Origin of the sequence: Rapidithrix thailandica, assembly GCF_039710355.1 — a bacterium.
Classification (GTDB): Bacteria; Bacteroidota; Bacteroidia; order Cytophagales; family Flammeovirgaceae; genus Rapidithrix; species Rapidithrix thailandica.
The window spans coordinates 41,760-66,070 of the sequence record NZ_JBDKWZ010000002.1; the positions used below are offsets into that span (position 1 = coordinate 41,760).

24 protein-coding genes and 1 CRISPR repeat array are annotated in these 24,311 nt (G+C 41.3%); of the genes, 18 read left to right on the plus strand and 6 right to left on the minus strand.

Annotated features, from left to right (window positions below):
• The first annotated feature begins 36 nt into the window (after positions 1–36).
• The 8 genes from cmr4 to AAG747_RS03655 all read left to right on the plus strand — a co-directional run bounded on the left by cmr4 (position 37) and on the right by AAG747_RS03655 (position 6,828).
• The gene (gene cmr4, locus AAG747_RS03620) at positions 37–1,068 is read left to right on the plus strand and encodes a type III-B CRISPR module RAMP protein Cmr4 (RefSeq protein ID WP_346819767.1); all 1,032 of its coding nucleotides are present in this window, start codon (positions 37–39) and stop codon (positions 1,066–1,068) included.
• Positions 1,055–1,486 (plus strand): type III-B CRISPR module-associated protein Cmr5, encoded by a 432-nt coding sequence (cmr5, locus tag AAG747_RS03625; RefSeq protein WP_346819768.1) that lies wholly within the window; start codon positions 1,055–1,057, stop codon positions 1,484–1,486. The genes cmr4 and cmr5 overlap by 14 nt, the downstream gene beginning before the upstream one ends.
• An 8-nt stretch (positions 1,487–1,494) precedes the next feature.
• Complete coding sequence (cmr6, locus tag AAG747_RS03630; RefSeq protein ID WP_346819769.1) at positions 1,495–2,787, plus strand: type III-B CRISPR module RAMP protein Cmr6; 1,293 nt, start codon at positions 1,495–1,497, stop codon at positions 2,785–2,787.
• Complete coding sequence (csx20, locus tag AAG747_RS03635; RefSeq protein WP_346819770.1) at positions 2,784–3,167, plus strand: CRISPR-associated protein Csx20; 384 nt, start codon at positions 2,784–2,786, stop codon at positions 3,165–3,167. Before cmr6 ends, csx20 begins: the two co-directional genes overlap by 4 nt.
• 243 nt (positions 3,168–3,410) lie before the next feature.
• Positions 3,411–4,400: a CRISPR-associated endonuclease Cas1 gene (cas1, locus tag AAG747_RS03640; RefSeq protein WP_346819771.1), complete on the plus strand. Its 990-nt coding sequence runs from the start codon at positions 3,411–3,413 to the stop codon at positions 4,398–4,400.
• 96 nt (positions 4,401–4,496) lie between these two features.
• Positions 4,497–5,033, plus strand: coding sequence for a DUF3761 domain-containing protein (locus tag AAG747_RS03645; protein ID WP_346819772.1), 537 nt, complete (start codon positions 4,497–4,499; stop codon positions 5,031–5,033).
• Between the two features lies 1 nt (position 5,034).
• Entirely contained in the window at positions 5,035–5,337 is a 303-nt protein-coding gene (gene cas2, locus AAG747_RS03650) for a CRISPR-associated endonuclease Cas2 (protein ID WP_346819773.1), read from the plus strand.
• A 126-nt stretch (positions 5,338–5,463) separates the two neighbouring features.
• Positions 5,464–6,017: direct repeats of the CRISPR family, unit length 38 nt; unit sequence GTCAGAATGCATTGTCCACTATAAGAAGGATTAAGACA.
• Positions 6,018–6,138: 121 nt separating this feature from the next.
• Positions 6,139–6,828 carry a hypothetical protein gene (locus AAG747_RS03655; RefSeq protein ID WP_346819774.1) on the plus strand — a complete coding sequence of 230 codons (690 nt, stop codon included), beginning with the start codon at positions 6,139–6,141 and terminating at the stop codon, positions 6,826–6,828.
• Between the two features lie 142 nt (positions 6,829–6,970).
• Here the strand turns inward: AAG747_RS03655 and AAG747_RS03660 are convergent, their stop codons facing one another.
• The 4 genes from AAG747_RS03660 to AAG747_RS03675 all read right to left on the minus strand — a co-directional run bounded on the left by AAG747_RS03660 (position 6,971) and on the right by AAG747_RS03675 (position 9,850).
• Positions 6,971–7,723: a hypothetical protein gene (locus tag AAG747_RS03660; RefSeq protein WP_346819775.1), complete on the minus strand. Its 753-nt coding sequence runs from the start codon at positions 7,721–7,723 to the stop codon at positions 6,971–6,973.
• A gap of 243 nt (positions 7,724–7,966) precedes the next feature.
• Complete coding sequence (locus AAG747_RS03665; protein WP_346819776.1) at positions 7,967–8,215, minus strand: hypothetical protein; 249 nt, start codon at positions 8,213–8,215, stop codon at positions 7,967–7,969.
• 18 nt (positions 8,216–8,233) lie between these two features.
• Positions 8,234–8,479 carry a hypothetical protein gene (locus AAG747_RS03670; RefSeq protein ID WP_346819777.1) on the minus strand — a complete coding sequence of 82 codons (246 nt, stop codon included), beginning with the start codon at positions 8,477–8,479 and terminating at the stop codon, positions 8,234–8,236.
• Between the two features lie 480 nt (positions 8,480–8,959).
• Entirely contained in the window at positions 8,960–9,850 is an 891-nt protein-coding gene (locus AAG747_RS03675) for a LysR family transcriptional regulator (RefSeq protein WP_346819778.1), read from the minus strand.
• Between the two features lie 130 nt (positions 9,851–9,980).
• Here AAG747_RS03675 and AAG747_RS03680 point away from each other — a divergent pair, with 130 nt between their 5' ends.
• Complete coding sequence (locus tag AAG747_RS03680; RefSeq protein WP_346819779.1) at positions 9,981–10,373, plus strand: rhodanese-like domain-containing protein; 393 nt, start codon at positions 9,981–9,983, stop codon at positions 10,371–10,373.
• Between the two features lie 146 nt (positions 10,374–10,519).
• Positions 10,520–11,956, plus strand: coding sequence for a pyridoxal phosphate-dependent decarboxylase family protein (locus AAG747_RS03685; RefSeq protein WP_346819780.1), 1,437 nt, complete (start codon positions 10,520–10,522; stop codon positions 11,954–11,956).
• Between the two features lie 95 nt (positions 11,957–12,051).
• On the opposite strand, the gene AAG747_RS03690 is transcribed toward AAG747_RS03685, so the two are convergent.
• Positions 12,052–13,032, minus strand: a complete 981-nt coding sequence (locus tag AAG747_RS03690; protein ID WP_346819781.1) for a GlxA family transcriptional regulator — start codon at positions 13,030–13,032, stop codon at positions 12,052–12,054.
• 202 nt (positions 13,033–13,234) lie between these two features.
• Here AAG747_RS03690 and AAG747_RS03695 point away from each other — a divergent pair, with 202 nt between their 5' ends.
• From AAG747_RS03695 to chrA, 3 genes are all read left to right on the plus strand, one after another.
• Positions 13,235–13,675: a VOC family protein gene (locus AAG747_RS03695; protein WP_346819782.1), complete on the plus strand. Its 441-nt coding sequence runs from the start codon at positions 13,235–13,237 to the stop codon at positions 13,673–13,675.
• An 877-nt stretch (positions 13,676–14,552) separates the two neighbouring features.
• Complete coding sequence (locus AAG747_RS03700; protein ID WP_346819783.1) at positions 14,553–15,485, plus strand: AraC family transcriptional regulator; 933 nt, start codon at positions 14,553–14,555, stop codon at positions 15,483–15,485.
• 102 nt (positions 15,486–15,587) lie between these two features.
• A complete protein-coding gene (gene chrA / locus AAG747_RS03705; protein WP_346819784.1) occupies positions 15,588–16,757 on the plus strand; it encodes a chromate efflux transporter in 1,170 nt (389 codons plus the stop codon).
• A gap of 92 nt (positions 16,758–16,849) precedes the next feature.
• Here the strand turns inward: chrA and AAG747_RS03710 are convergent, their stop codons facing one another.
• Positions 16,850–19,090, minus strand: a complete 2,241-nt coding sequence (locus AAG747_RS03710; protein WP_346819785.1) for a tetratricopeptide repeat protein — start codon at positions 19,088–19,090, stop codon at positions 16,850–16,852.
• A 326-nt stretch (positions 19,091–19,416) separates the two neighbouring features.
• Between AAG747_RS03710 and nfi the strand changes: the two genes are divergently transcribed.
• From nfi to AAG747_RS03735, 5 genes are all read left to right on the plus strand, one after another.
• The gene (gene nfi, locus AAG747_RS03715) at positions 19,417–20,148 is read left to right on the plus strand and encodes a deoxyribonuclease V (RefSeq protein ID WP_346819786.1); all 732 of its coding nucleotides are present in this window, start codon (positions 19,417–19,419) and stop codon (positions 20,146–20,148) included.
• 148 nt (positions 20,149–20,296) lie between these two features.
• On the plus strand, positions 20,297–20,935 hold the full coding sequence (gene trhA / locus AAG747_RS03720) for a PAQR family membrane homeostasis protein TrhA (RefSeq protein WP_346819787.1): 639 nt from the start codon (positions 20,297–20,299) through the stop codon (positions 20,933–20,935).
• Between the two features lie 222 nt (positions 20,936–21,157).
• The gene (locus AAG747_RS03725) at positions 21,158–21,475 is read left to right on the plus strand and encodes a hypothetical protein (protein ID WP_346819788.1); all 318 of its coding nucleotides are present in this window, start codon (positions 21,158–21,160) and stop codon (positions 21,473–21,475) included.
• 267 nt (positions 21,476–21,742) lie between these two features.
• The gene (locus AAG747_RS03730; protein ID WP_346819789.1) at positions 21,743–22,063 is read left to right on the plus strand and encodes a hypothetical protein; all 321 of its coding nucleotides are present in this window, start codon (positions 21,743–21,745) and stop codon (positions 22,061–22,063) included.
• 423 nt (positions 22,064–22,486) lie between these two features.
• Positions 22,487–24,250: a tetratricopeptide repeat protein gene (locus AAG747_RS03735; RefSeq protein ID WP_346819790.1), complete on the plus strand. Its 1,764-nt coding sequence runs from the start codon at positions 22,487–22,489 to the stop codon at positions 24,248–24,250.
• Positions 24,251–24,311 lie beyond the last annotated feature (61 nt).

Consider the following 24,311-nt stretch of genomic DNA (forward strand, 5'->3'; position numbering starts at 1 on the left):
TAAATTATTAATTAAGATCAAAAAAACAAAAATAAAATGTACCGAAAAGCAACTCCACTATTTTTAATCTGTCAATCACCGCTTCATGCAGGTAGCGGTTCTGAATTGGGCATTGTTGACTTACCCATTCAACGTGAAAGACATACTTCTTTTCCTAAAATTGAAAGTTCCTCACTCAAAGGAGCAATCCGTGAGGCAATCGAAAGGAAAGTGTATAATAATCCAGAGACCAATAAAACTTTTAAATCCCTTGATGCTAATGACACCAAAATTCATAGAGCATTTGGGTACGATGAGGGTAGTCTGAAAGATTCTGAGAAAAAAGCATTGAAAGACCTTTTTGAAAACAAAAATAAAAAAGGAGAGTATGCCACAGATTTTGCAGGAGCCTTAGGCTTCACTGATGCTCGTCTGTTATTTTTTCCTGTTAAGTCAATGAAAGGGGTTTTTGCCTGGGTCACATGCCCCAAATCACTCAAACAATTTGTAGAAGATATGAAAATGGCAAAGCTACAAATCGCTGCACTAGAAGAAGTTGCCAACTTTTCCCTTAAAGAACATAGTTGCATTACCACTTCTCAAGCAGAGGTCATTTTAAAGGGAGATAAAGGCAGTAATGTTATTTTAGAAGAATATACCTTTAATGTCTCAGAAGTGAAAGTAGAATTGGAGAATCTAGGAAAATGGTTGGCAGATAATATTCTCCATGAGGGCAATCAAGTATGGGCAGAAAAGCTGGCAAAAGACATTATCATACTCCCTAATGATGATTTTAAAGATTTTGTAAACCTGAGTACAGAAGTAATTACCCGCACTAAAATAGACAATTCCACAGGCACAGTAGCCACAGGTGCTTTGTTTACCGAAGAGTATCTCCCGGCAGAAAGCATCATGTATTCACTTGTACTTACCGCAGCAGAGTTTAAAGCCGAGGATAGAATAGAAGAAGGTAGTATCAGAAACTTTTTTAATGAAAACCTTCCTCCAATTGTACAAATTGGTGGTAATGCCACCTTGGGAAAAGGAATTGTCACCACTAAATTTTTAAATGAAAATGGCAGAAACTAAAAGAACAACACTAGAACAAGGCAGGGCTGCTTTTGCTTATACTTGTGCTGAAAATGCGAGTAAAAGTCTAGGAAAACCTAAAGAATATAAAGCTTATGTCAAAAAAATGCCTATGCTCATAAAAACAAATGGGTTAGGTGCTGCTATTGCTTTTGCTTTTTCCAAAGGAAGTAAAAATGGGGTGCCTCAAGCAAATACCCCTTGGGGTTTAATTTATACCCAAATTGAAAATTGGTTATTGGAAGGAGATGAAAAAGGATTAATCAGCTTTGAAAAAACAAAGCTTGCTCAAAAATTAACCCAAGTTGAAAGCTATACCTACCGAGCGGTTACAGTAGAAGTATTAGCTTTCTTTGGTTGGCTTAGGCGGTTTGCCGAAGGCTTAATTGAAGGAGAAACTAATGACCCAAACAATTGAATTGAAAAATGGAAAAAGGGACTCTTAAAATTAATGCTACTAAAAAAGGATTTGCCGGGATAATTCAGTTTACAAAGCCCAATGGCAAAGGTGGGCAACTGCCGGTTTCAGTTTATAAATTCCAAGATGGGTCTTTAAATGGAAAAGAGTGTGAGTTTGAAAGAAATGGCGGTACATTAATGAAATTAGTGGTAGATGGAAAGACTTTATATCCAACTGAACAGGTAAGATCTCCTAAAACAGGTTCTCAAAATCGGACTTGGGAAAATAACAGGCAAACCTCAATTGTCCAAATTGATGATAGTCTGAACATTTCCAAAACTTTTTTACCCAAGGATACTCAAGAAATATTTAGTCTAGCCGAAAAGGAGGAGATTGCTAATTTTGCCTTAAAATTCCATAAGGCCGCCCGTTACGATGAGAAAAGGGGAGTATTTACTTTTTTCAAAAGAGAACGAAAAGGTGAGAATTTTCAACTTAAAGCCGATTTTTCTGGATTTCCATTTGCTGAAATTGCCCGGCAACATAGGAAAAATGCAAAAATAAATAAAAAAGAATCAGACTTTTTTGAGACAGAGTTAGTGATTGATTGGCGATTAGCATTGGGTTTAGGCATTGATAATGTATATGAAACAGGCATCACCCTCCATCATATTTATGGTATTCCCTATATCCCTGCTAGCGCTATAAAAGGTGTAGTGAGGAGTTGGATAATAACACACTACTTTGGTGAACATGGAGTCCCTGATTTAGAAAAGAAATATCCTTTTCACAATGCTGAGTACAGAGCTTACCAAGATAAAAACTTTTGTCATTGGTTTGGTTGCCCCTCAGATTGTGATAAAATACTTTTTACTGCTGATGGGAATCCTTTATATAAAAACAAAGCAAAAAATGAATATAAGACCGAAAAGAAAAAAACAGCCTTAAAAGAAGAAAATCAAGGTAAAGTAATCTTTTTCGATGCTTTTTCAACCTCTGCACCAACTATTGAGCCTGATGTAATGAATCCACACTATCAACCTTATTATTCAGAATCTGCCAATAACGCTAAAACACCGCCGGCAGATTATCATAACCCTGTTCCTGTGTTTTTCCTTACGGTAACAGGTTGCTCATTCCAATTTATGGTAGCTGCCAGAACAGACGCTGATGGAAAAAATCCATTGGAATTAGGGATTGGAAAAAAAGATAAAGATAAAAATGTTGAAGAGTGGCTGAAAGAAGCCCTCACCAACCACGGCATCGGGGCCAAAACCGCAGTAGGCTACGGTTATATGAACTCAACGGAACAAGCATGAAACTCTACCTCCTTTTCTCCCATTCCCTCACTCCGGAACAAATGGCGGATGCCAGGCGCAGTTTGGGGGTGGAGGAATTTGTGAGCTTGCCGGAGGATTTGCAACAGCGCTTTAGCAATATACCGCCGGATATCGATGACTTGAACGAATACCTGACTCCGGTCTACGACTGGATCGGGGAACATGCCAACGAGCTGGATTACTTTCTGGTGCAGGGGGACTTCGGGGCTACCTACAAAATCGTGGACTTTATCAAATCCTTCAACTACGGCATCCCGGTATACGCCACTACTGCGCGGCAGTCGGTGGATGAAACCCAACCGGACGGCTCGGTGGTGACCCAGCGGATTTTTAAACACCAATGCTTCCGGGAGTATTGATTTTAATAACGGTATATGCAATAGTACCTCTTGAAGAGTTTCGAACTCTTCAAGAGGTAAGCGTTGCTCCTGCGGGTTTGGCACAAGGTATGCCCCTCGTTTATGCTCAATTTTTGACATTTATCCCACCTATAATTGCTCACCCCTAAATTATAAATCCCCTTTTTCAGCCAGTACAACTGGTTTTGCCGGATGGCCTTATTTTCGGTGTATGCTGAGTCAAACCAAAAATAAATGATTTAGATGCAATTAGTCATTGATACCTTTGGCACCTCTGTGCACCGCAAACAGAATGCTTTTGAAATTGTCAATAAAGAGGGCAAAAAGCGAGTCTCTCCTCAGAAAATCAGAACCATTGTCTTAAATTGTGCTGCCAAAATAAGCTCTGATGCAGTCATCCTGGCGGTAGAAAATGAAATTGATATTCTTTTTGTCGACAAATCCGGAAAGCCTCAGGCCAGGGTTTGGAGTCATAAGTTCGGGCCGCTGACCACCATACGCAAAAACCAGTTGAAATTTGCCGAGAGCCAAGAGGGACTGGCTTGGGCGGGCCAACGCGTATGGAAGAAAATGCAGCAACAAGCCGCTTTTTTATATCAATTGCGCTATTCCTTTTCGGTACTTTCTCCGGAAAAAATAGACGCTTGTATCAAAACCATAGAGGCCGTTGCTTTGCAATTGCAAGAACTGCTGAGGAGTGCCAAGGGAAGGGATAAGGGCTTGGCGGCTTCCTGTCGCGGTTGGGAAGGCACCGCTTCGCGTCATTATTTTCAGGGTTTGGCCTGGGCTTTGCCTCCGGGCTATCACTTTGCCGGACGGACAAAACGCCCGGCCAAAGACCCTTTCAATTGTGTGTTGAACTACCTGTACGGCATGTTGTATTCCTTTGTGGAGGTTGAATTGTTGAAAGCCGGGATAGATCCGCATATCGGGGTGTTGCATGCCGACCAGTACAAACGGCCTGTGTTCGTGTATGATTTTATCGAGTCCTACCGGATATGGGCCGACACAGTGGCTTTCCGTCTGTTCCAACGCTATGCATTGAATGAACGGGATTTTGAACCCTGCGAAGGAGGGCTCTGGTTGGCCGGCTCCGGTAAACGGGAAGTCATTCCGGCTTTTCACCAGTACCTGTACGAGCCGTATTCCTTGAAAAAAAAGCAGAAAACCCGGATGCAACACTTGTCGGTGGAATGCCGCCAATTGGCCAAAAGCTTGTTGCAAAGGGAGTAAGTAAGGTGGCAGGGGAGAAGGAGTAAAAGCCTTTGCTCCTTTTCACCCTTCACTGAGGATACTGGATTTGCAACTTCTAAAAAAAACAATATCTTGATGATGAATAAAGTACTGTATTTTTTGCTGCTGCTATTTTTTATATACAGCACGGGGGCGGGCCCTTTGCTATTGGCCCAGGCCTCCCAATTTCCTTTGGCTTTTCCGGAAGAGGAGGCAATAGAAGAAGTCTTGAGGACTTCCCGGATGAAGTTTAAAAATGTACGCCTTCGTCCGGCACCCACTGAAGGGCAGGTACGTATAGGCTCAGTGTGTAAAGACGGGTCTTTGAGTAAAGCCACCCGTAACGGAGCCTGTTCGGGGCATGGGGGAGTGGCCTATTGGTTGTACAAACATCCCGATAGCCTGCAGATAGCCGGGGCAGTAGTGGCTTTGGTGCCAAAAAGCAAACGGCAAGCCTTAGCACCTTCCTCCACTTTGGAGGAAACCCTGGAAGTAGAAGACGTTTTGCCCATACCGGTGGAAGAGTTGCCTGTTGAAAAAGAACCTTCCTTTCGCCTGCTGCTCTATGTGTTGTTGATATTTTGCTCTTTTATCACCTTGTGGATCAGTATGAAAAAACTATTAAAAGAGTGATATGCACTACTTAGCCAGCTATGATATTCATAAAAACCGCTATCGCAACAAAGCGGCCAAGCTGTTGTTGCGGTATGGTTTTGTCCGTGTGCAACTATCGGTGTATTTTAACAGCAAGCTCACCGGGAAAGAACTTAAAAATCTGCGTCAAGAACTCAAGGAGCTTTTAAGTGATGCCAGTTGTCAAAACGACAGTGTGTTGTTGATTCCCATTGAAAAAGACCATCTGGCCTCCATCTCTTTGATCGGTGAAGAACGGATACAAGAAGCTTGTGAAAAATTCAATGGATTTCGCTTCTTTTAAACGCAAAATCCTGTAACTTTAACCCGGTAAGATCGCTGGATTTTATATGATTTTTATGAGGTCAAATAGAATTATTCAAGGTTTTTGCTTGCAAAGTACTGATAATCAAGGTCTCTGAAAAATGCTGTCAGAATGCATTGTCCACTATAAGAAGGATTAAGACTGTGATAAGAAAGGCAACTCCTGCCACCTTAAGTAGGTCAGAATGCATTGTCCACTATAAGAAGGATTAAGACAAGACGGAGAATTCTTACATATAGAAGGAGTAGAGAGTCAGAATGCATTGTCCACTATAAGAAGGATTAAGACATTACTGGATGCTTTTCAGCCTTTTCTCCTTCCACAAGTCAGAATGCATTGTCCACTATAAGAAGGATTAAGACAGCAATGTTGCAAAGTATGTCGATATTCATGGATTGAAGTCAGAATGCATTGTCCACTATAAGAAGGATTAAGACAAGAACTAGGAGTAGGCATAAAGGTAACCTCTTGTCAGAATGCATTGTCCACTATAAGAAGGATTAAGACAGGTGTTCCATGAGTGGCTCTAATTGTGGCATTATTCTGAGTCAGAATGCATTGTCCACTATAAGAAGGATTAAGACAACCCCTTCAAGTTTTTAAAAAAAGTTTAATTCCGGTGTCAGAATGCATTGTCCACTATAAGAAGGATTAAGACGGGGAGAAGAGGCTTCCTATAGGCTGGTTTAAGATAAGTCATCCACTGTTTTTCCCTTATTGACTTATAAACAAGGAAATTTTCAGGTAACTATTCTTTGTAATAGATAAATCCTTTTTCAAATGAAGCCGGATAAACATCAAAAAATAATAGATGCCCTGAGTGAGCTCAAGAGCTGGGCTGCAGCGCAAAAAAAAGTCCGCTTGGTGCTCGGGCCTCCCGTAGATAATAAAGAAATTGATTCATGGCCGGGATTAATCGCGGCTTCTACTGCATTCCTACAGAAGGTTCCGTTTCAGCCCGAACAATTTGTGATCCCTGCAAGTTATCGGTATTTTATGAGCCTGCACTCTTTTGCCAGAATTGAGTACAACACCGGGAAGGACAAATGGAAAACCTATGAACCCTTTAACCTGTATGGGTCCACTGAATTGGTGAAAAGTCAATATTTTACTAGGGGAGGTTGGGAGCTTAACGGAAGGGAAATCCATACTACTTTTCTGACGGCATTTGCTACGGCTGGCTATTCGGTAGAAGCTTCCCGGTGGTGCTTTTATACGGATACGGATATTGAAAGAAAAGTAGAAGGGGAACTTCCGGTCTTGTGTGAATCCAATGATTACGAATGTAACCTGGCCAAGTATGTCGATACGGGAGAGTGGATAGAGGATGCCTGTAAGGATCCGGTGGCCTATTCCTTTGAAGACTGGTTTTCGAAGCTGGTAGCCATTCTGGTGGCTAAGCCCTTCTCTCGTAAGAGAGAAGACGAAATTCCGGATGGTTTTTATGCATCGCCTTCTGCTGGTAAATGAGAAGAAGAATAAATGAAAGGTAAAAGCCCCGAAGGCGGGGCTTTTGTACTTGTTGAGGTTAAAGCGAATTAAATTAGAAGTCGAGGTCTGACAGTCAGCCTTTGCAGAAACCTTCGTAAACTCAGGATAGTTTAATATCTATCTACTCTCCGCAAGTTTCGTTATAGTCTTTTATTGCTTTTAACCTGGCTTCGTCACGAAAAACCACTTTATTAACAAGGCTGGTTAGTTTTGACTTTTTCTCTTTGTTGTTTTCCAGCGTTCCGTATTCTTCATTCTTGAATTTAAGAACTACTTTTTGGCAATCCTCGAATTCTTTTTCAACATTTAGGCTATTCACCAGCTTTAATTTTCCATCGGCTCCTTTTCTGAATACCAAATCCGGATTTTCTGCGCACTCCGTATAAATTTTCTGTAACTCAGAAGGTTTTTCGAATGACACGGATGGAGGTGACTGATAATGTAAGAATAAAGAAATTTTTCCATCGGATATCTTTCTCATAAATTTCCGTTTTGCAATCATTCCTGTTCCTACCGCTGACATATCTGAATACTTAGCACTTATATAGATCAGTGAATCATCATTATAATGATACCCATCAATATCCTTTGGCGAATATTTGACATAATCCTTATTCTTAATTTTTTGTTTGTTTTCAAAAATGTCTTTCGAAATAAATCTGATGGTTTTCTGGAATTCCCAAGGAGAGGAAAAGCGCTTATCATCTAAAAGGCTATGACCCATTTTTTTTATGTACCCGTCAATTTCTTTTCCCTTCAAGATGATGGTTCCTCGTACCACATATTCCTGGGCCATTTTTTCTGAATTTTGACAAAATGCATGTGATGCAGTCAGTATCAAAGCTGATACAAAAATCAGTACTGTTTTTCTCATATCTGTTTTATTTTGTTTGGTTACATTATTTGAGTTTAGCATAGGGGCTAAACGGGATTTGTGATGCTTATGGGTTTGGGCCGTTTATAACGATCTGGTGTATGCGATTTTATGCATTTCCTGTCATCAATTTTGCAATCTTGAATTCCCATGTTTTCAAGTAGTATCCGAATGCTGTTTTCGAACTCGGTTTGCCAGCGTTTGATGCTTGCTATTTTTACGTTTAATACATCCCTTTGAATATCAAGTACAGGCTTGTACCTTTCCCAATGCTTCAATATTGGTTTCGAAGTAATCGGAAAACTCAATTTTGTTATTTGTCTTTCTGTAAAATATCCAGGGATGCCCAATCCATAATGGCTGCCACTTTTCAGTACCCTCTTTAAAAATATTTTCCCATTCCAGCAGGTTTCCAAGGTCTCCACAACAAGTCGGCTCAATAGGAAACTCATCTTCCATTTTAACGACAATTCCTCCTGAAATGCTGGACACCTCCTCTTTGTAATTTGTTCAGTCAACTTCTTTAAGTTCGTTTTTTATGATCTCTTCGAGCTCCTTGTCTCCGATTGAAGGAACGTCAACCAAATAGGAGCCTTTTCTTATGTTTTTTAAATTTTCGAGGTTCTTCTCCGACAAACACTCCCGCCAAAACCTATCCCATTCTTCTGCTGAATCTGTTAAGCTACTATTCGGATATTCATATTCTGAACCGGCGTAATCGTATGGGGATATTTCAATCGTATATATTAGTTCCAATTCGCTTGTTCCCTTTTCTAATGTTACACAGTGTTTTTCTCAGCCCTTTTATTTTAGACTTAAATTGTTATAAAAATTGAATGGTTTTGATATTTCTTGCGAAAATACAATTTAATACGTAAAAAAATACTGTCGCTATTGATTTTTTTTAAATATTGACAGGTTGTTTACAAGGTACTCTAAACCGGTACCCCATACCTTTTATTGATTATTCTTACACCACTTATCTTGCATAGGAAATCAAATAAATAAAGATAATCAAATAAGAATGAGGTGATTATCTATTAGAGTCGTTGACGTAATCCGGGGCTGGTGAGTGCCTTTCTACAAGAAAAATCTTTAAGAACGAAGTTGCCCCCTAAGGGCTTGAGATGTAGGAAGAGGGTAGCTTTTTGCTGTCCTCTTTTTTATGTTGTAGAGCTCTTTTACCTAAACAGGTATATCCATAGATTCTCACAAAAAGCATTTATTTCATTCGTTTTAATAGGTCATAAACTCCTCTTCCATATTTTGAATAAAGTTTTGTAGGTACTTTTTGTGGCGGTCTTCCTCTCGAAAAACCAAGTAATGTTTTCTTTTCAGACCTTGTTGACCGATGGGTTTGAACATCAAATGGTCCGGGATTTTAAAGGCTTTTAAAGCCCATTTGGGAATACACATAATCCCCATGTTGGCTTTTACAAGCTCCAAAGCAATTTCCGTGAGGGGAATGGCGGTGATTTTCTTAGGCTCCACTTTGTGAACCCTCAGGAAATTCTGATATACGGAAACGGTTTCCAGGGGATAAGAATGGATGATGAGATGGATGTCCCAAAAGTCTTCAATGCCGATATAGGCCTTTTCCGAGAGTCTGTTTTCTTCGTGTACCACCGCATATATTTCGTCTTCAAACAACTCTATGGCTCCTAAGGTTTTGCTTTCCGGTTGAGTGGTGGTGATGGTAATATCCAGTTCGTTGGAGAGTATTTTAGTGACGGGGTGATGAGTGGCTTCTACTACCAATTGGATCTCCATACCGGGGTAGAGTAAAGCCATTTTTTGAATAAATCCGGGCAAACCGCTATAAAAGGAATAGCATTCGGTACTGATCCGGATGAGACCTTTCGAGCCTTCCCTGATATGCTGTATTTTTTGCATATGGCCTTCGATCTCAGCCAAAACGGTTTTGGACAAATGATACAGTTCCATTCCCTCTTCCGTCAGTTTCCAGGAGTTGCGAGCACGAATGAATACTTTAAAGCCCAGTCGTTCTTCTATTTCCCGGAGCTGATGGCTTAATGCCGATTTGGTCAGAAACAACTTGTCAGCCGAATTGACAATGTTCCCTTCTTCGGCAATGGTTTGGATCAGTCGTAAGTATTTTATTTCCATACCAGCGAATTACGCTAATTTCCCATAATTTTTTAATGAAAAATTTTCAACTATACGAGCAAAAGACCTCAACCATGATTTTTCTCCTTTCAAGAAGGAATGTCCAGTTTTGTGAAAAAACAAATGCCTTATGAACGAACAAATTAAACATTACCAAGACAAATTGGATTTTCAATGGGATTCGGCTGATTTATTCGAAGCGTTGGAGATGGGAACGCACATCGTAGTAGTGGATACCCGTAAGGAGTTTGCTTATCAGGAAGAGCATATTCCCGGAGCTATTAGTTTTCCCCACCGGTTTATGAATGAGCAAAGCACCCAAGCGTTGGACCGGGGGCCTGTTTATGTATGTTATTGTGACGGAATCGGGTGTAATGGATCAACCAGAGGCTCCTTAAAAATGACAAAACTAGGCTTTAACGTGAGGGAGTTGATGGGTGGCTTGGATTGGTGGAAACGCGATGGTTATGCCACCGAAGGGAAAAAGGCAACTTCCGGAGAGTTCGTCTCCTGTGCTTGTTAAATTACAACTACCTGAGTAACAGGTATGGGTTGTGTTCTAAAATGTATGATGGCGGTTAAATTGATATTTTGCGGAGCACAACCCACAAACAAAACTTCGAAATTTCAAGGAGGATTTTTTTGAGTCGATAAACTATGTTCGAAAATATGAATACAAAAGTAACACTTGACTTTACGGCAAGGGAACGAAAGAATATTTGGGAGTTTCTGATTACCCGCTTGGAAGAGTACTATGAAAATACTTCCCGTCAAAAAGTTGCGCCGGCACTGGAAATGCAAGCCATCAGAAAGCTGGTGGAGCAGCACGATTTTCAGAAGCCATTGGTTGCCCGGGAGGCATTGGAACATGTGCTCAAAGGACTTTCCGAATTTACGGTTCATACTTCTCACCCTTCTTATTTCGGGCTTTTTAACCCAAGGTCGAATTTTCCCGGCATCCTGGCCGATGTGATTACTGCGGTGTTTAATCCTCAGATGGCCGCCTGGAGCCATGCGCCTTTTGCTGCGGAAGTAGAAAACTATTGTATCAAAGGCTTGGGTAAAATGTTTGGGTATGAGGAGTCGTACATTGACGGCACGTTTTGTACGGGTGGAGCAGAGGCGAATCTTACTGCGGTACTCTGTGCCTTGAATCATCACTTTCCTCAATATGCCAATGAAGGCTTGAGAGGCTTGGAAGTATCTCCGGTACTCTATTGTTCCGCGGAAGCGCACCACTCAGTCATCCGGGCTGCAAAGGTGGTGGGTTTAGGTTGGGATGCCCTGAGGCCAATTCCTGTAGATGCAATGGGAAAAATGCAACCGGACTGTTTGGAAGCGCAACTATTAACTGACCGGAAGAACGGGAGCGAGCCATTTATGCTTATCGCCAATGCAGGTTCTACGGGAACCGGTGCTCTGGACCCCTTACAAGAGCTGGCGCAAACCGCCAAAAAGTACGGGCTTTGGTACCATGTAGATGCAGCTTACGGGGGAGCTTTGATTGTAGAACCTGAGCTAAAAAAATACCTGGAAGGTATCGAAGAAAGCGACTCCATTACCATTGATATTCATAAGTGGTTTTCAGCCCCTATGGCTACCAGTATGTTTATTACCCGGCATCCTGCCTCCTTGCACCAAACCTTCAGAATTACTGCCGACTATATGCCGAAAGAAGCGAGCGAAATGAAGGTGACCGATCCTTATACGCACTCTCTTCAGTGGTCGCGCCGGTTTATCGGTTTGAAATTCTATTTACAGCTCTTGATGGTGGGCTGGGAAGGATTGGCCGGTATGGTCAGGTCGGTGTCGGAAACCGGAGCATTATTAAAGAAACAATTGCTTGAGCATGATTGGGAACTGCTCAACGATACCTGTTTGCCTATCGTTTGCTTTACAGACGCCAGGTTTACAACGGATTCCCAATTCGTGCCGGCTCTTTGCCAAGAGGTAGTCAATTCCGGAAAGGCCTGGATTTCGATTTACACCATAAAGAAAATGCCTGCTTTAAGGGCTTGTATTACAAATTATACAAGCACCGAAAAGGAAGTGGGAGACTTGGTGAACTTATTGAACAAACTGAGGAAGAAATATTTAAAGGGGTAAACCGGGGTATACCGAACGCCCTGAATGGACATCCGGTCAAGTTTACGGGCCGGATGTCCATTTCTTTATTGCTTCACTTTTCCAACTTTCGAGCACTAATTGTAGACCGCGCCTTTATTGTATTTGTTTCGGTATTCGATCGGTGTGAGACCCGTGATTTTCTTAAAAACATTCCGGAAAGCTTTGGTATCCGTATAACCCACATCAAACATGACTTCGTTGATATTCTTCCGGGTGGCTTCGAAGCTGCGTTTGGCCGCCTCGATTTTTATCCGTTGAATATATTCTATAATCGTATTGTTCGTGGCTTGTTTAAACCTGCGTTCAAAACTTCTACGGCTTACGGCTACCAGGTTTGCCAAATCATCCACCGTAATTTTCTCATAATAATTTTCCTCAATATATTCCTGCGCCTTTTTTACTTCCGCATCCTTATGACTTTTTTGTCCGTTAAACATGGCAAAGGCCCCTTGGCTTTCCCTGTCGATATCAATGGCAAAATATTTGGCCGCCAAAATAGCCGTATCCCTGTCCGTATACTTTTCCAATAAGTATAAAAGCAGGTTCCAATAGGAGTTCGCGCCTCCACTCGAATAAATACGGTTTTCTTCAGTGATAATACTTCCGTCTACGATTTCTACCTCGGGAAACATTTCTTGGAATTCATTGTAAAATGCCCAATGCGTAGAACACCTCTTTCCGTTGAGTAGTCCTGTGGATGCCAACAAAAAGGCGCCCACACAGAGAGAAGAAACTTCGGCTCCACCTTCGTACTGCCGGATAATCCAGGAGATGGCCTCTTTGTTTTTCTCAATGGCCGAGGACATATCGCCAAACAAGGCTGGAATAACAATCAGGTCGGTCTGCTCGACTTCTTCCAGTAGTTTATCCGTATGAACGGAAAAAGAGCCGTCATGTAATTTAACTTCTTTGTTGAGTCCGACCAACTGTACTTCAAACAGAGGTGGTCTGCCGGAGGATTGCAGAAACTGGTTGGCTGCGGAAAACAGGTAACGGGGGTCTGCCACCGCTTCCAGTACGGCAGACTCCGGAACGAATATGGACACATTTTTCATAAAGCAAATATAAATTTTTGTGTTGGCGGAATCAACCCTTTAAACTGTCGTTTTTACGCCTCCTGAAATTTGTGCGAACTCCCCATCTTTGAGTGAGAATAACAACTAGTGCAAATACAGCCAAACATCGGATAAAGGTGGGTATTGCCTGGAAGAATACCTGGATGGAAATGAGATGTATGGAACCCTAAGAACAATTTATATGAACCGAATCATTACGTATCTTACGTTTAATGGGAACTGTCGCTGTGCGATGGAATTTTATCATGAATGTTTGGGAGGTGAACTTCATCTTCAAACTTTAGGAGATTCCCCATTGAATGAAGAACTGCCCGAGTCTTTCAAAAACTGTGTTGTACAAGCTTCGTTGAAAATCAACGATTTGGTGATTATGGGAACGGATATGGTAGAAGAACAAGGTTTGGTTCGAGGTAATGCCATGTCCATGTTGATAGATTGTAATAGTGAGCTGGAAATGAGGGACTACTATGAAAAACTGTCAGAGGGAGGCCAATCTGTTCATCCGATTGAAAAAAACTATTGGGGAGCATTGTTCGGGGGACTGATTGATAAATTTGGTAACCGTTGGCTGTTTAATTTTAAATTCGAAAATACTCTGGTGAACGGAAGGTCGCCCCGTTAAAATAGCTCAATTATTCTTCATTTGATTTTTAAATATGTACAATGATCAAGATTGTCGTATTTACCCTGTCCGGGTTGTAGGTATTTAATAGCATTTACGATCTTCTCATTCAAAACCTATATGTGCTACTGTGTCCTATGTGGTTCAGTTTTTTTAACCACAATAGAGACATAGATTCACAATAGAAAAAAGCGATTCCCTGATTCCAAACCTATGTGTGCTACTGTGCACTATGTGGTTCAGTTTTTTAACCACAATAGAGACATAGATTCACAATAGAAAAAAGCGGTTCCCTGATTCAAAACCTATGTGCGCTACTGTGTCCTATGTGGTTCAGAGTTTTTTTACCACAATAGAGACATAGAGCCGCAATAGAAAAAGCGGTTCCCTGATTCAAAACCTATGTGCGCTACTGTGTCCTATGTGGTTCAGAGTTTTTTTACCACAATAGAGACATAGATTCACAATCGAAAAAAGCGATTCCCTCATTCCAAACCTATGTGCACTATTGTGTCCTATGTGGTTCAGAGTTTTTTTACCACAATAGAGAGATAAGCCGCAATAGAAAAAGCGGTTCCCTGATTCAAAACCTATGTGCGCTACTGTGCCCTATGTGGTTCAGTTTTTTTAACCACAATAGAGACATAGAGCCGCAATAGAAAAAAGCGATCTTCTCATTCAAAACCTATATGTGTTACTGTACCCTATGTGGTTCAGTTTTTTTACCACAGTAGTAATATAGAGTCACAATAGAAAAAAGCGGTTCCCTGATTCAAAACCTATATGTGCTACTGTGCCCTATGTGGTTCAGAGTTTTTTTTACCATAATAGAGACATAGAGCCGCAATAGAAAAAGCGGTTCCCTGATTCCAAACCTATGTGCGCTACTGTGCCCTATGTGGTTCAGTTTTTTTACCACAGTAGAAAGCACAAAGTAAATTATTCCTGTGTTGATTATTTTTACCCGGAAATTTATCATGATCCTATGACCAGAGAAATAGAAACCAAAGATAAGTCGAACAATAGCCAAAGTATACAAATTTCACCTTTCAGAAAGCATATAAGAAAGACTAAGCCACATCTCCATCATAATTATTTTGAAGTGATTTATCTTTCGAAAGGAACCGGATTTCATACCATTGACCACCAAAAATTCAAGGTGATTCCTCCTGTGTTGTTTTTTATCCGGAAAGAGCAAGTTCATCATTGGGAGTTGACAAGTGAGCCGGAAGGGTATGTCATGATTTTAAAAAAGAGCTTTTTGGAGCAAAGTCTGGATCAGGAATTAAAGGCCTTGCTTTCGGAAATCAGTAATTTGAATTGCATAGAATTAAAAGACAGCTCTACCATAGAAAACCTTCTGAAGATTATCCTTTCGGAAAGTGCATCAGCTGGTAAGTGCCAGTTTACCATCCTTGAAGGTTTGTTGAAAGCTTTTTTTGCCAAGGTCGCGTCCTATCCCAAAACCCGCCCGGGGGTTGTAAAACCCAAGGAAGATTTATTTCATGCTTTCCGGGAGTTGCTGAACAACTCGGAAACGGTAAAAAACAACATTGCTTACTATGCGGAGGTTTTGAATACTACTCCGCAAAACCTGAATCAACTGTGTAGGAAAAATACGGGGAAAGCTGCCACAAAAGTCATTGCCGGGTATATCATCCATGAGGCCAAAAGACTACTGATTTACACGGCATTGTCAGTTGCCGAAATCGCTTTTTCGCTGAATTTTAAAGATCCCTCCCACTTTGTAAAGTATTTCAAACGTCATGTGGGTACCACCCCGCAATCCTTTAGAAACAGCCAAGAGTAAAGGATACCAGATTATTTTCAAATCGACCATATTACAAGGAGATCATTGTCTAATTTTGGAATTGCTAAAATAAAGAAATTATTGTTTGAAATTTGACGCGTTATGATGCAAAAGACTCCTAGTGCTCCACCAGAAGTGAATCAAAAAAAGGACTTGATAGAAGTTGTAAAAGTATTTTCCAAATTAGGCCTCTTCGCTTTTGGCGGTCCTGCGGTTCATATTGCCATGATGGAAAAAGAAATAGTGACCAAAAGAAGATGGATGGACAGACAGCATTTTCTGGACTTGGTAGGGGCGACCAATTTAATTCCCGGGCCGAATTCTACGGAGATGACGATGCATTGCGGGCATGAAAGAGCGGGATGGAAAGGCTTATTTTTGGCCGGCATCTCTTTTATCCTTCCCGCGGCCATTTCCACCGGCATATTAGCGTGGCTGTATGTAGAGTATGGCAAAGTGCCTGCGATTGAGCCCTTTCTATACGGTATTAAACCTGCTGTGATTGCGATTATCTTAAGCGCTATCATTAAGCTGGGGAAGAAAGCATTGAAAAACTGGCAACTTGGTGTGATAGGCGGATTGGTGATCGTTGCGTCTTTGATGGGTGTCAATGAGGTTGTTGGTATACTTGGCGCGGGTATGATCGGCTTGTTATGGTTTGGAATAATAAATCACCGCAACGGTAAGGCATTACATTCCCTTACTCCTTTACTTCTATTGAATTTAGGAACTACATTGTTGGGGCCTGTTTCCAATACCAAACTGTTTCTGGTCTTTTTGAAAATCGGGGCCGTGTTGTTTGGGAGTGGTTATGTGTTGGTGGCCTATCTTGACGGAGAGTTGGTGGAAGGCCTAGGCTGGCTGACCAAACAAGAGTTGTTGGACGCCATTGCTATCGGGCAATTTACTCCGGGTCCGGTATTGTCAACGGCCACTTTTATCGGGTATCAGATCAATGGTTTTTGGGGGGCAATAGCAGCAACCTCGGGGATTTTCTTACCCTCTTTTTTATTCGTTTTACTATTAAATCCTCTCGTTCCAAAACTTCGGAAGTCCTCGTTGGCCGGTGGTTTTTTGGATGCCGTCAATATCGGTGCTGTTGGCATTATGGCGGCCGTAACCTTTCACCTTTGTCAGGAGGTGTTAATCGATGGAAAGGCTTGGGCAATCGCTGTATTAAGTACTGTGATCACTTTTGCCTTTACCAAAGTGAGCCCCATCTGGATTGTGGTGGGTGGAGCTTTATTGGGTTATCTGTTGACCTTTGTTTAATTACCTCCCCAAAGGACAATTCCTTAAGAAATGCAGATTTCCTTATGCGGTCTGCATTTCTTTTATTCCGTAATCCGGGTTTGGGAACGGTTTTATTCGTCCAGATAGTAATTACAATATTCTTCAATCATCTTATCGGCTTCCTCATTTCCCATTTCCTGGGCTTTCTTAAAATCACGACAGCCATCGTGTTTGTTATGGAGGGCAATTTTGGCCGTTCCCCTTTCCAAATAGATTTGTGCATCGTTTGGATGAAAGTTGATGGAAGAGGAGTAATCTTCAATGGCTTCGGTGTATTGAGACAAGTTCATATAGGAGCGGGCTCTGTAATCGAAGTAGCTGGCTTCCCGGGGATTTTGCTCTATCGCTTGCGAGAAGTAACGTATGCCCATAGCATAGTCTTCCTGGTAGTAATGGCATAGCCCGATGGTATAATGCAGCTTTCCACTTTGGGGATTAGTCACGTTCATGGCCTGGGTATAAGCTTCCTTGGCCGCTTCGTATTTTTTTAATTCGAATAATGCATCGCCTAAGTTTTGGGCTTTGATATAATCGCTTGAATCTTTGGAGAAGGCGTAGGCAAAATCTTGTTGGGCTAATGCAAAATTTCCCAAAGCATAGTAAGTAACTCCCCTGTAATTGTATAGGTCGGAGTCTTCATTTCCCAATTCTATGGCTTGGTTATAATAAGTTAAGGCCTCTTCGTATTGGGCTAATTCGGCCAGTGTTACCGCCTTGTCAACGTAAAACTGCGTATTGTTGCTGTCCAGCACAATCAACCTGGAAAAATCATGATTGGCTTTTTCATACTCTTTCATTTCAAAATGCGTGTACGCCCGGTTGGTGATTCCATCGATATGGTTGCTGTCTAAGGCGATGACTTTTGAGAAATCGACCAAGGCATTTTCAAGATCCTTCAGTTGATATTTGGCCAGCCCTCTGCGGTTTAAAGCATCGGCCTCCAAGGGGTTTCTTTCCAGGCATTGTGTGTAATCACTGATCGCACCGTAATAATCTTTTACTTCGTATTTGGCCATGCCCCGGTTGAGGTAGTAATTGGCTGCTTCCGGTTGTATCCGGATGGCTTGGGTAAATTCACTAATCGCTTTTTCAAATTTTTGATTTTCATAATGTTGAATTCCTTTTTCATTATGGACTTCACTTTCGCTGACGATTCTGTGGCGTTTGTGTTGTAGATGACCGGGAATCTTAAAAAGCGTAGTATCAACTTCCGGTTTAAAGTCAAAATGATTTAAAATAATCAAATTATGAGCGTTCAAACCGATTTCTTGTTTACGAAATGGGATGGTTCCTCCGGGTGTTTCTTGGAAACCTGAATAAAGTATCATCTTGTAATTATGATCCTTTCTTCGAAGTTGAAATGTATTTTTGTCGAGATACAAAGCCTTTATGGTATCTTCCTTCTGAAAAACCAACTTATAACAGTCTGATGAATCCATATGGGCATTTTCTATTTTGATACAGGTGAATCCGTTTTTGAGCTGCCATGCAAGTTGATTTTGAAGATAGTTGAATGTGGATAATTCCGAAAGGGCTACTTCATATTCCAATAACTCCCCTTTGATAGGTTCATATTTCCACTCTTCAGAGCCAACCCTTCCCAATAATACATCTTGCCCCTGGTATTTGATTTTGACAAATTGCCGGTTGTCATTTGTGGCTACCAAGGAAATAGGCAGTTTCATGTCTTTGATAAAGGTGCTGCCACTGGCTTCCAGTACTTTGTAGCGTGGAGTATCCGGAAAGTACAACTCTTTGTATTTCTTATGAATATCTTCAAAACGCAGCGTTTCACTCACCGGGGAAAAGGTAGTTGTTCCGTACCGTTGTATATTGTCGAAAATTTTTTGTTTGAAGGCTGAGGCTTTGCTTTCCGGTAATTCCTTCTTAAGGGTCAGGGAAAGTTTTGCAGTACTTACACGGGCGTTGATAAAAGAACCCGTAAGCCTTTTTTTAGAAGAATTGTCTAAGGTAAATACATATTTGCCGGATAAATCCCTTTCGTAGCCTTGAAGTAATTTTGTTTCCCGGAGCGTTAACGTATCGTTTTTGAGTTCCCCTTCAATAAGTGTTTTGCTGTTAAAGTAATCCGACCAGATAAAGGCCCCCTTCACTTTGTTGTGCGCTACTTTTCGGAGAACCAGTACCGTTAGCATAGGATCCGTGGAATTTTCCATATCATAATATCCGTACCATTCGCCATGAAAGTCGTCCGCAGTCAATGCACTGTTTATATTTTGGGAAAAGGTGCACAAAGGAAGATATAAAAGAATGAATAGGCCTTTGAGTTTTACGTTGATATTACTCCACATATCTGATTTGAATTTTTTGTATAGGCAAATTTAAAGAATTCCGGAATGACTATCTCTTTGCAGTGATTTATCCGCTTTTTAGAAGTAGCAAAATTGAACATTATTGAGAATTTTCTATTCATAGAATACCCTTGCCAATAGGCTCCGGACCTCCTTCTTATTAACCGGGAAGAAGAAGCTTTGTTTACTGTTGGACATAAGTGATGAAGCAAGACTTCACAAGCGTATATTCACTTGTAAGAACCTTGTATGAACATAAGCCTTCTTTTGGGTTAATAACCCGTTTTAAAAGGGGGATTTAACACTTCTTTATATTACTTTGTACTATGAAAAAAAATACATTTGACTATCAAAAATGGCAAAATGAAAGGAAATACTTTCAACAAGAAGGGGTGAAGAAAGAGGAGCTGGAGCTCGAACCGTTTTTCAACATACAAGAAGATATTAAAAAACAAATCCTTACGGAAGGAGATCCTTCCAGTGAAGTGAAATTTATTGCGGGAGTAGACGTAGCGTATAATGAAGTTGCACAACGTGTGGTAGCAGGCCTGGCAATATTGGATGCCATTACCCTGGAATGTGTCGAAACCGCTATTTGTGAAGACAGGATCTGTTTTCCCTATATTCCCGGGCTCTTTTCTTTTAGGGAAATTCCTCCGATACTGAAGGCATTTGAAAAGCTTAGAATTCAACCGGACTTGATAGTTTGTGACGGGCAGGGGATGGCGCATCCCAAAGGAGTGGGTATGGCCTGCCATCTGGGAATCGAATTGCAGATACCGAGTATCGGATGTGCCAAAAGCCGCTTGATCGGGGAGTTTGAAGCACCGGGCGAAGAAAGAGGGGCTAGTACTCCTTTGCTTTTTGAAGGGCAGGAAGTGGGAAAGGTCGTAAGGACTCAAACAGAAGTGAAACCTGTTTTTGTTTCTGTCGGGCATATGATTTCTCTGGAAACGGCTTGCCAATGGGTGTTGCGTTTATCTCCCAACTACCGTTTGCCTGAAACAACCCGTGCCGCTGATCATTTGGTAAATCAAACGATGAAGCAACTTTTCTAAAAAACCGGAGAAGACAGTTTGTTTTTTCTTTAAAAGGACAGGCTAGTGTGGGGCGGCAATGAGAAATTTGCCAAAAGCTAATCAAAGTCCTTTTTGCCAAAGACTGACCGGTATATCTTCGGGCGTATGATCTAAAACCGGAGAAAAGATGCAACAAAACACCTATTCTGTTAAACAAGAACTGGCCAATAGTTTGACCCATGGCTTGGGTTTGTTATTAATTTTGGGCAGTATGCCTGTGCTGTTTCACTTGGCTATGAGGGCTTCACTAGGGCTCTCCCAATGGCTTGCCTTGGTGGTTTACGAACTGTCCTTATTAATGGTGTATACCAGTTCTACTTTGTACCATGCTGTCCGGAAGGAAAAAGTGAAGAAGGGTTTAAAAATTTGGGACCATATCAGTATTTATTTTTTGATTGCCGGGACCACTACCTTTTTTGTGATTCAATATATTCAACCGCCTGTATCGGTGTATTTTCTATGGGTGCAATGGATATTGGTGATTGCCGGAATGGTTTTCAAACTGTTTTATACAGGAAAGTTCCGGGTGCTTTCTACATGCCTGTATTTGGGGCTTGGGTTATCATCATTGGGAATCATTCGAAGTTTGTGGGAAAGTATGCCGGCCGATATATTTATTGGAGCAATGGCCGGGGCGGGCTTTTACTGTGCCGGGGTGGTGTTTTATCTTTGGCAACGCTTGTATTACCACCACGCCATTTGGCATTTATTTGTATTGGCCGGTAGCCTATGTCATTTTTTAGCGGTTTGGGTCAGTTTGGTATAATGGGCATCGCAGGTGTCTTCCGTGAAACTGAAGCCTTCTATTGAAAGAAGTACTTTGGCAAAGGCGAACCATAATTTAGAAATCATGAAGTTTGTATTTTATTGGCTTATCCTAAGTTTGGGAACAGCTTGCTCATCGGATAAAAGTTTAACTACCGATACATCGAGTGATGTGTTTGATAGCCAGTAGGAAAAGCTTTCCTTTTTAAAGGAATACCTGAAGGTGTGCTCTCCGGTAAAGGAAGTCAAATACAAAATTTGGTATCAGGATAATGACAATGGCTGGGTGCCCGGTCCTTCAGATTACCGGATGAAAATAGCCTTAAAAACCGATGCGAAAAACTTAAATCAATGGGTGCAAAATGAATCAAAGTCAGATACGGTAGTGAGTCTGGAGTTATGGGAGAGTTTACAACTCCACCCACAAGACTGGCCCCTCATGACTTCCCGGGAAGTATATCTCCGGCCGGGGCAAGTAAAAGTCCTGTTTAGAGAGCAAGGTATTCTGTTACTTTATTATACTTCAGAAGTTTTCCACTGATGTGATTCCGATCCTTGCAATGGCTTGGGGTATTTTAGATAGGGAAGAGTTTAACTATTGACATTTATTGGAAATGACCGGGATTTTTACCGATCAATAAATGAAAAAAAGTTGGTCATTTTGCCTGCGTATTTTTTGAAATTATTTAATACTCACCGTCAGGTAATTGAATAGTAGGAACAACTACCTTTATATCTGTAATAATAATAGGATTTGAGAAGTTTAATAGAGTATGTATACTTTGTTAAACCTGATTAAATAATTGCTATGGCCGCTATTAAAGGAATTGAGGATCTGTCCACTCAAGAAATCAATCGTGAATTGGAACACGGAGCTAAATTTGTTGTGTATCAATATACGATTTCCATCATCATTATGACGTTCAGAAGGTCTTCGGACATCTATTTTATCCGGTCCGGTGAGTCCGGAATCAGTCAAGGATTGGGTTTTTCTCTACTTAGCTTTTTTCTGGGATGGTGGGGCATTCCTTGGGGACCTATTTATACCATTGGTAGTTTGATCAAGAACTTTCAAGGAGGAAAAGACGTAACCGCAGAAGTTTTACAATCGGTCAATCAGGCAGTATAGGTCTATTTCCCTGCAAGCTCCACAAATACAGAGAGGTACTGAAATGCGGCACCTCTCTGTATTTTTTTATACTCAATATTAATACCATAACAATGTATACATTTAGGTTATCAAAATGGATGAACAGGAGAGAAGCAGTACTTCCGGAACGTGAAGAATGGCTTATATTTATTTTGAAAAGATAATGATGCGCATGAAAATATTTAGGAAGTAAAACCCTTGTCTCCTTAAAGCTATATTTGGTGGTGTTTTGTTGGTAATATACTGATAAACAGGTTTGTAATTTATTGAATGGGAATAAACTGGTAATGAGGTGAAAAGGTAAAATACTTTGTGTGAAAGCATTGATATTGGATGGGTAATTTTTTAACTTCGTTAGGCAATAACCACTTTCTATTTATTTACGCTAACTACTTCAATGCCATGAAAAGAGTCCCTATCATTTTAGCACTCTTTATCGTTGCGATTACCTTTGCCACATTCGAGCACTTCTTTGGCGAACAAAAGCAACCTAAAAAAACTACGGAACTGGCAAAAGCTTCTCAACTTGCTTTTGCCAACCTCGACCGCAAATTAGTAAGGTGCACCCCGGCCAAGTTTGAATACGAAGTCGCCAATCCCGACCGGCCTGTTGCCCCTTTGTTCGAAAATTTAGGAAATCATCACTTTAAGGTAACTACCAATGTGGAAAAAGCCCAAACCTTTTTTGATCAAGGGATCAGGCTTACTTACGCTTTTAACCATGCGGAGGCTCACCGTTCTTTTATGGAAGCCGCACGTTTGGATCCCACATGTGCTATGGCATTTTGGGGACAAGCCTATGCTTTAGGGCCTAATATCAACGACCCTATGCCTGATAACGAACGGAGGTTAAAAGCCTATGAAGCTTCAGAAAAAGCAAAACAATTGATGATGCATGCCACTGAAAAAGAAATGGCTATGATCAATGCCTTGAGTAAGCGGTATAGTAAAAACGTAATGTCAGAATTGGGTGAATTAAACCAAACGTATGTAGAAGCCATGAAAGAAGTGGTGGAAAGGTATCGGGAGGATGCCGATATTCAAACCTTATACGGAGCGGCTATTATGAATACCATGCCATGGAATTATTGGGATAATGAGGGAAATCCGAACCCCGGCACAATGGATGCAAAAAAAGCCTTGGAAACAGCGATGAAATTAAATCCGGAACATCCGGGCGCCCACCATTATTATATCCATATGGTGGAATTGCCTTATCCGGAAACAGGTATTGTCAGTGCTGAGAAACTAGGTTCGCTGATGCCAGGAGCCGGGCACTTGGTGCATATGCCCGCTCATATTTTTATCCGGATAGGGCGCTATGAAGAAGCCGTGAAGTCTAACATCGGGGCCATTGAAGCTGATGAGGATTATATTTCTCAATGTTATGCACAAGGCTTGTACCCTTTGGCCTATTACCCTCATAATATCCACTTTTTGTGGTCCGCTGCAAGTTTTTTGGGCGATAGCAGAACGGCCTTGGAGGCTTCCAAAAAAACCGCGGAAAAAATTCCGGTAAGCGAATTAAATACCTTCACTTTTTTGCAAGATTATTTTTCTACGCCTATGTTGGCCAACTTGCGTTTTGGCAAATGGAATGAAGTCCTCACCACTCCGCAACCAGGCAAAGATTACAAACACGTAATGTTGATCTGGCACTATACCCGGGGAATTGCTTTCTTGCGGAAGCAAAATATGAAGGATGCGAAAGAGGAACTCATGGCAATTGAAAAAATGCTGGAAGATCCTGATTTGGAAACGCTTATTGCCAATTATACCAACCCTACGATTAACGTGGCAAAAGTAGCACAGCGAGTATTGGCAGGAGAAATAGCGGCCGCCAACGGAGATTATCAAATGGCCATCGAACTTTTGAAAGAAGGGGTAAAGTTTGAAGACGAGTTGGTGTATAGTGAACCGGCCGCCTGGCATATTCCTGTACGGCAAACACTGGGTGCCGTATTCTTAAAAGCCAATATGCCTGTTGAAGCCGAAATGGTATACCGGGAAGATTTGGAAATTAACCGTAATAACGGATGGTCCTTGATCGGTTTGCACAATAGTTTGAAAGCCCAAGGTAAAAATCCGGAAGCCAAAGAAACCAAAAAGCAATTCGATAAGTCTTGGGAATTATCTGATATGATGATTACATCCTCTATTCTGTGATAGTATTGTATTTATAGTTACATTCCATCCGGCTGTATGATAGGGTTGGGATGGAATGTGG

Bases quoted from the DNA above. Each gene is read 5' to 3' on its own strand.
- cmr4 (WP_346819767.1), top strand. From the start codon at position 37: ATGTACCGAAAAGCAACTCCACTATTTTTAATCTGTCAATCACCGCTT.
- cmr5 (WP_346819768.1), top strand. From the start codon at position 1,055: ATGGCAGAAACTAAAAGAACAACACTAGAACAAGGCAGGGCTGCTTTT.
- cmr6 (WP_346819769.1), top strand. From the start codon at position 1,495: ATGGAAAAAGGGACTCTTAAAATTAATGCTACTAAAAAAGGATTTGCC.
- csx20 (WP_346819770.1), top strand. From the start codon at position 2,784: ATGAAACTCTACCTCCTTTTCTCCCATTCCCTCACTCCGGAACAAATG.
- cas1 (WP_346819771.1), top strand. From the start codon at position 3,411: ATGCAATTAGTCATTGATACCTTTGGCACCTCTGTGCACCGCAAACAG.
- AAG747_RS03645 (WP_346819772.1), top strand. From the start codon at position 4,497: ATGATGAATAAAGTACTGTATTTTTTGCTGCTGCTATTTTTTATATAC.
- cas2 (WP_346819773.1), top strand. From the start codon at position 5,035: ATGCACTACTTAGCCAGCTATGATATTCATAAAAACCGCTATCGCAAC.
- AAG747_RS03655 (WP_346819774.1), top strand. From the start codon at position 6,139: ATGAAGCCGGATAAACATCAAAAAATAATAGATGCCCTGAGTGAGCTC.
- AAG747_RS03660 (WP_346819775.1), bottom strand. From the start codon at position 7,723: ATGAGAAAAACAGTACTGATTTTTGTATCAGCTTTGATACTGACTGCA.
- AAG747_RS03675 (WP_346819778.1), bottom strand. From the start codon at position 9,850: ATGGAAATAAAATACTTACGACTGATCCAAACCATTGCCGAAGAAGGG.
- AAG747_RS03680 (WP_346819779.1), top strand. From the start codon at position 9,981: ATGAACGAACAAATTAAACATTACCAAGACAAATTGGATTTTCAATGG.
- AAG747_RS03685 (WP_346819780.1), top strand. From the start codon at position 10,520: ATGAATACAAAAGTAACACTTGACTTTACGGCAAGGGAACGAAAGAAT.
- AAG747_RS03690 (WP_346819781.1), bottom strand. From the start codon at position 13,032: ATGAAAAATGTGTCCATATTCGTTCCGGAGTCTGCCGTACTGGAAGCG.
- AAG747_RS03695 (WP_346819782.1), top strand. From the start codon at position 13,235: ATGAACCGAATCATTACGTATCTTACGTTTAATGGGAACTGTCGCTGT.
- AAG747_RS03700 (WP_346819783.1), top strand. From the start codon at position 14,553: ATGTGCGCTACTGTGCCCTATGTGGTTCAGTTTTTTTACCACAGTAGA.
- chrA (WP_346819784.1), top strand. From the start codon at position 15,588: ATGATGCAAAAGACTCCTAGTGCTCCACCAGAAGTGAATCAAAAAAAG.
- AAG747_RS03710 (WP_346819785.1), bottom strand. From the start codon at position 19,090: ATGTGGAGTAATATCAACGTAAAACTCAAAGGCCTATTCATTCTTTTA.
- nfi (WP_346819786.1), top strand. From the start codon at position 19,417: ATGAAAAAAAATACATTTGACTATCAAAAATGGCAAAATGAAAGGAAA.
- trhA (WP_346819787.1), top strand. From the start codon at position 20,297: ATGCAACAAAACACCTATTCTGTTAAACAAGAACTGGCCAATAGTTTG.
- AAG747_RS03730 (WP_346819789.1), top strand. From the start codon at position 21,743: ATGGCCGCTATTAAAGGAATTGAGGATCTGTCCACTCAAGAAATCAAT.
- AAG747_RS03735 (WP_346819790.1), top strand. From the start codon at position 22,487: ATGAAAAGAGTCCCTATCATTTTAGCACTCTTTATCGTTGCGATTACC.